Origin of the sequence: Yoonia sp. (assembly GCF_046292185.1) — a bacterium.
Classification (GTDB): Bacteria; Pseudomonadota; Alphaproteobacteria; order Rhodobacterales; family Rhodobacteraceae; genus Yoonia.
Map to the genome: position 1 here is coordinate 1 of NZ_JBKBQY010000146.1, position 5047 is coordinate 5047.

Annotated in this window: 11 protein-coding genes; 9 read left to right on the top strand and 2 right to left on the bottom strand. The window is 56.1% G+C overall.

The annotated features are described in order from the left end of the window. The first annotated feature begins 99 nt into the window (after positions 1-99). A complete protein-coding gene (gene rplP, locus ACK4TM_RS16965; protein WP_213395666.1) occupies positions 100-513 on the top strand; it encodes a 50S ribosomal protein L16 in 414 nt (137 codons plus the stop codon). 146 nt (positions 514-659) lie between these two features. Next, complete coding sequence (locus ACK4TM_RS16970) at positions 660-1448, top strand: hypothetical protein (RefSeq protein WP_409703613.1); 789 nt, start codon at positions 660-662, stop codon at positions 1446-1448. A 2-nt stretch (positions 1449-1450) separates the two neighbouring features. On the opposite strand, the gene ACK4TM_RS16975 is transcribed toward ACK4TM_RS16970, so the two are convergent. After that, positions 1451-1645: a hypothetical protein gene (locus ACK4TM_RS16975; protein ID WP_409703616.1), complete on the bottom strand. Its 195-nt coding sequence runs from the start codon at positions 1643-1645 to the stop codon at positions 1451-1453. 108 nt (positions 1646-1753) lie between these two features. Continuing rightward, positions 1754-2374, bottom strand: a complete 621-nt coding sequence (locus tag ACK4TM_RS16980; RefSeq protein ID WP_409703619.1) for a 2OG-Fe(II) oxygenase family protein — start codon at positions 2372-2374, stop codon at positions 1754-1756. Positions 2375-2572: 198 nt separating this feature from the next. Between ACK4TM_RS16980 and rpmC the strand changes: the two genes are divergently transcribed. From rpmC to rpsH, 7 genes are all read left to right on the top strand, one after another. Then, positions 2573-2779 (top strand): 50S ribosomal protein L29, encoded by a 207-nt coding sequence (rpmC, locus tag ACK4TM_RS16985; protein ID WP_409703622.1) that lies wholly within the window; start codon positions 2573-2575, stop codon positions 2777-2779. 4 nt (positions 2780-2783) lie between these two features. Then, entirely contained in the window at positions 2784-3014 is a 231-nt protein-coding gene (gene rpsQ, locus ACK4TM_RS16990; RefSeq protein WP_322895924.1) for a 30S ribosomal protein S17, read from the top strand. Between the two features lie 79 nt (positions 3015-3093). Next, the gene (gene rplN / locus ACK4TM_RS16995) at positions 3094-3462 is read left to right on the top strand and encodes a 50S ribosomal protein L14 (protein WP_019953318.1); all 369 of its coding nucleotides are present in this window, start codon (positions 3094-3096) and stop codon (positions 3460-3462) included. Between the two features lie 2 nt (positions 3463-3464). Then, a complete protein-coding gene (gene rplX / locus ACK4TM_RS17000; RefSeq protein WP_322895922.1) occupies positions 3465-3770 on the top strand; it encodes a 50S ribosomal protein L24 in 306 nt (101 codons plus the stop codon). Further along, positions 3770-4333, top strand: coding sequence for a 50S ribosomal protein L5 (gene rplE / locus ACK4TM_RS17005; RefSeq protein ID WP_409703628.1), 564 nt, complete (start codon positions 3770-3772; stop codon positions 4331-4333). The genes rplX and rplE overlap by 1 nt, the downstream gene beginning before the upstream one ends. 20 nt (positions 4334-4353) lie before the next feature. Next, positions 4354-4659 carry a 30S ribosomal protein S14 gene (rpsN, locus tag ACK4TM_RS17010; RefSeq protein ID WP_409703631.1) on the top strand — a complete coding sequence of 102 codons (306 nt, stop codon included), beginning with the start codon at positions 4354-4356 and terminating at the stop codon, positions 4657-4659. Positions 4660-4671: 12 nt separating this feature from the next. Continuing rightward, positions 4672-5047: 30S ribosomal protein S8 (gene rpsH / locus ACK4TM_RS17015; RefSeq protein ID WP_409703634.1), on the top strand; the 376-nt coding region annotated here is incomplete at its 3' end.

Sequence of the window (5047 nt, forward strand, 5' to 3'; positions counted from 1 at the left end):
GACCCGCAAGGCCACGACCGTAAACATGCCGAGCTTCAGGAAGGCGCTATTCCGCGCGGTCCTGGCGGCCCGCGTCGCGACAGGTAAGGAGTAGAGAAGATGCTGCAACCAAAGCGCACGAAACACCGCAAGCTGCACAAAGGCCGCATTCGGGGCGAAGCCAAGGGCGGGTCTGACCTGAACTTTGGCACTTACGGCCTGAAAGCGACCGAGCCAGAGCGGATCACCGCACGCCAGATCGAAGCTGCGCGTCGCGCCATGACCCGTCACATGAAGCGTCAGGGCCGGGTCTGGATCCGGATTTTCCCTGATCTGCCTGTGACCTCCAAGCCCATCGAGGTGCGTATGGGTAAAGGTAAGGGTTCGATCGATTTCTGGGCATGCAAGGTCAAACCTGGCCGCGTGATGTTCGAAATCGACGGCGTCAGCGAAGAAGTCGCCCGCGAGGCGCTGCGCCTTGCGGCGATGAAACTGCCGATCAAGACCCGCACCGTGGTGCGCGAAGACTGGTAATTCGGGTTTAAACCCGACCTACGATTGGGTCTGCAAAAGTAGAAAACCCCCGCCGAGAAATCGGCGGGGGTTTTTCATTGGCGTTGTTGTCACGAAGATGTCACAAATGCCCAAGCTCGTCATTTCCGAAAGGGGGAGACACGCTGATGCATGTAAGAGCGATTGTTCTTTGTGGTGGTGAGGGTGAACGGTGGAACAATTATCTGGGCGTCCAGAAACATCATGTTCCCAACGACGACAAACCGCTGCTGTGGACCACGGTTGATCATCTTCGTAGCGGCGGCGTGGCAGATATCGTCGTTGCGGGCCGTGGCAATGCCTATAAGATCGAGGGAACGCAGTTTCTTCATGTCCCGAAAGATGACTGCACCCGCCCTGTCGAAAAATTCAACAGTTCACGCCAGCTTTGGGCCGGGGATGGTAGCACCGTCCTGCTATTTGGTGACGTGTCCTATTCTTGCGCTGCGATGGATGCTGTTCTGGAAACACATCCGGGTACGATCAATTTCGTGGGCAGGCTGACAGCAAGCAGGATCACCGGCTGCCGCTCGCCCGAGATATTCGCCGTTAGTTTTGATCATACCGCCCATTCACTGCTCGACGCGGCCCTTGGCGAAATCGCCAAGGCAGACACCGCGCAGCCGACAGGGTGGCAGCTTTACCGTATACTGGCGGACCGCGCTGCGCTCAACGGGCTTGGCTCCGGTTTGCGGCTGAAGTTCACCCATATCGACGATCTGACCGAGGATTTCGACTATCCCGAGGATTACACAAGATGGGTCGCGCACCGGGCAGCAGGCGATGTCGTCAATGTGCAACGCGCGGATCAGATCAGGCGGAAGACTGAAAAGCGCAAATGGCAGAAACGTGCCCAGCTTGCGCTTGTCGCGGGGTTTGCGTCGGGTGCCATGATTGCCGCGTTTTTGCTTGGATAGATCTAGGAATGTAGCCGCTCGTCCCGCGCAGGCTGGTTGGAGTGAAGATATTCTTCACGGGTCCGTTCGAATGCGGCGATCAGGCGGCTGTCGTTGCGGCAGATCTGGGCGATCTGTTTTGCAAATAAATCGGCAGGCTGACCATAGAAGGCGAGGGCGGCACGGTCCGCCTCTTTGAGGTGTTGTGGCTTTGGCATCAATTGTCACTCCTTTGCTTGAACTATCGTCGCGCATTGCGGTGAATTTGAGGTAAGAAAGAGGTCGTGATGCAGCCACGTTGCAGCTTTGCAAAAAGTTTCGCTGCGTCACCCCCAGCTATAATTAAAACTGACGCTGATGCGCTCTTCTTCTTCGGCCATGTTCATCGGGACTTCGTGGCGCAGCCAGCTTTCCCAGAGTAACACATCCCCGACGGCGGGCGCGACATAGACGAACTGGCGCAATTCTTGGCGCGCGGTTTTGACGCGGGGCGGGGCGGCCATCATCATGGCAAGGCGCGGGTCCTCGAATTTGATCGCGCTGGCCCCGTCGGGCATCGCGACATAGGTCGTGCCGCTGATCACCGAATGCGGGTGGATGTGGCCGGTATGGATGCCGCCGGGTGGCAGGATGTTGATCCAGATATCTTCCAGCTTCAGCGCCTTGTCGCCCAGATCGAAATCCAGATCCCTGGCAAAGGCCGCGACATGTTTGTCCAGCACCTTCACCAGATCCTTGAAGATCGGGAACCGCCAGGGCAGATCGGTCAGCGATGCATAAGAGGTGTAACCGGGATATCCCTGCTCCTCGCACCATTGCTGGCCCGCCTCATCGTCATCGGCGATCACAAGACAAGAGTTCTCCAGCTCTGCCGGGTCAATCACGCCATGGGCGGACAATGGGGCATGGTAGAGCTGTGTGGCGAAAAGAGATTTTATAGTCGTCATGCCGCTGTCATATCCACTTTATCCGGAGCGGTATAGTGTCGGTTGGCACAGACCGGAGTCAATTGCGCAAACCGCTGTCCTGCAAGGGGTTGCTTTATGGGGCAAGGGGGTCTAAACGGCGCACTTCTACCCCCACTCCATCGGGAATCGGGTAACGCTTTGCGCGGCCTGCCGGTGATGTTGAAAAAGGAAAATGGCATGGATGCCAATGAACTGCGGGCGAAAACGCCCGATCAGCTCCGTGAAGAGCTGGTGAAACTGAAAAAAGAATCGTTCAACCTGCGCTTTCAGCAGGCCACCGGTCAGCTGGAAAACACTGCAGGTTTCCGCGCTGCGCGTCGCAATGCGGCCCGCGTCAAAACAATTCTGAACGAAAAGGCTGCTACGGCAGCTTCGGAGGCTTAAGAGAATGCCTAAGCGTATCCTTCAAGGTGTTGTCACAAGCAACCAGAACGCCCAGACCGTGACTGTGTCCGTCGAACGCCGCTTCAAGCACCCTTTGCTGCAAAAGACCGTCCGTAAGTCCAAGAAATACCGGGCCCACGACGAAAACAACACATTCAACGTGGGCGATTCCGTCCGCATTCAGGAATGTGCGCCGAAATCGAAAACCAAACGCTGGGAGGTTATTGCTTCTTAAGCAGTAACTTTTCGGTTCAACGAAACCCTGGGGCTCCGGTCGGAAATCGGAAATTCCCCAAAGGTCGGAAGGAAACCAAATGATCCAGATGCAGACCAATCTGGATGTAGCTGACAACAGCGGCGCTCGCCGTGTTCAGTGCATCAAGGTTCTGGGTGGTTCCCACCGCCGTTACGCAAGTGTCGGTGACATCATTGTCGTATCGGTGAAGGAAGCCATTCCTCGTGGTCGCGTAAAGAAAGGTGACGTCCGCAAGGCCGTCGTCGTACGCACCGCCAAAGAAGTGTTCCGCGAAGATGGCACCGCCATCCGCTTTGACAGCAATGCTGCTGTCATCCTCAACAACAACAACGAGCCTATCGGCACCCGTATCTTCGGGCCAGTTGTTCGCGAGCTGCGCGCAAAGAACTTTATGAAAATCATCTCACTCGCTCCGGAGGTGCTGTAACCATGGCTGCGAAACTCCGTAAAGGCGACGACGTGATCGTTCTTGCCGGTAAAGACAAAGGCATGAAGGGCACGATTGCTGCCGTTGATCCCAAGTCCGGCAAAGCTGTTGTTGAAGGTATCAACATGGCGATCCGTCACCAGAAACAATCCCAGACCAGCCAGGGTGGCCGCACGCCAAAAGCGATGCCGATCCAGCTGTCGAACCTGGCGATCGTTGACAAGAACGGCAAGCCGACCCGCGTTGGTTTCCGCATCGAAGGCGAAAACAAAGTCCGTTTCGCCAAGACAACAGGGGATGTGATCTGATGCTTGACGCTGCAAACTACACCCCCCGCCTGAAGGCTGATTATGTTTCCCGCATTCGCGCCGCGATGAAGGAAGAATTCGGCTACAAGAACGAAATGCAGATCCCGCGTCTGGACAAGATCGTCCTGAACATCGGCTGTGGCGCAGAAGCTGTCCGTGACAGCAAGAAAGCCAAATCCGCACAGGAAGATCTGACCACCATCGCCGGTCAGAAAGCATTGACCACGGTTGCCAAGAAATCCATCGCGGGTTTCCGGGTGCGTGAAGACATGCCGCTGGGTGCCAAAGTCACCCTGCGTGGCGACCGGATGTATGAATTCCTTGATCGTCTGATCACGGTTGCCATGCCCCGTATCCGCGACTTTCGTGGTGTTTCTGGTAAGTCCTTTGACGGTCGCGGCAATTATGCCACCGGCCTGAAAGAACATATCGTGTTTCCCGAGATCAACTTCGACAAGATCGATGAGATGTGGGGAATGGACATCGTTATCTGCACCACAGCGCAAACCGACGCTGAAGCAAAGGCATTGTTGAAGCTCTTCAACATGCCATTCAACAGCTAAGCGTTAGGGAGATTTGACAAATGGCTAAGAAATCCATGATCGAGCGCGAGAAGAAGCGCGAAAAGCTGGTGGCGCAATATGCTGAAAAGCGTGCGGCGTTGAAATCCATCATCAACGACCAGTCCAAGCCCGTGGAAGAGCGGTTCAAGGCGACTTTGCAGCTTGCAAAACTGCCGCGCAATTCCTCGGCTGTGCGGTTGCACAACCGTTGCCAGCTCACCGGGCGTCCACACGCCTATTACCGCAAACTCAAGATCAGCCGGATCGCGCTGCGGAACCTTGGTTCCAATGGCGAAATTCCCGGTATGGTCAAGTCGAGCTGGTAAGGAGAATTTGATATGAACGATCCTATCGGTGATATGCTGACACGCATCCGCAACGGTCAGATGCGCGGCAAGGCTTCGGTGGAAACACCGGCGTCGAAACTGCGCGCCTGGGTGCTGGATGTGCTGGTCGCAGAAGGCTACATCCGCGGTTACGACAAGAAGGATGGCAAAGATGGCCACCCTGCATTCAACGTCGAGCTGAAATATTACGAAGGCACACCAGTCATTCGCGAAGTGAAACGGGTCTCCAAACCCGGTCGTCGCGTATATCTGGGCGCCAATGACCTGCCTTCCGTCCGTCAGGGCCTGGGCGTGTCGATTGTCTCCACCTCCAAGGGTGTGATGACGGACGCAAATGCACGGGCGGCCAAAATTGGCGGCGAAGTGC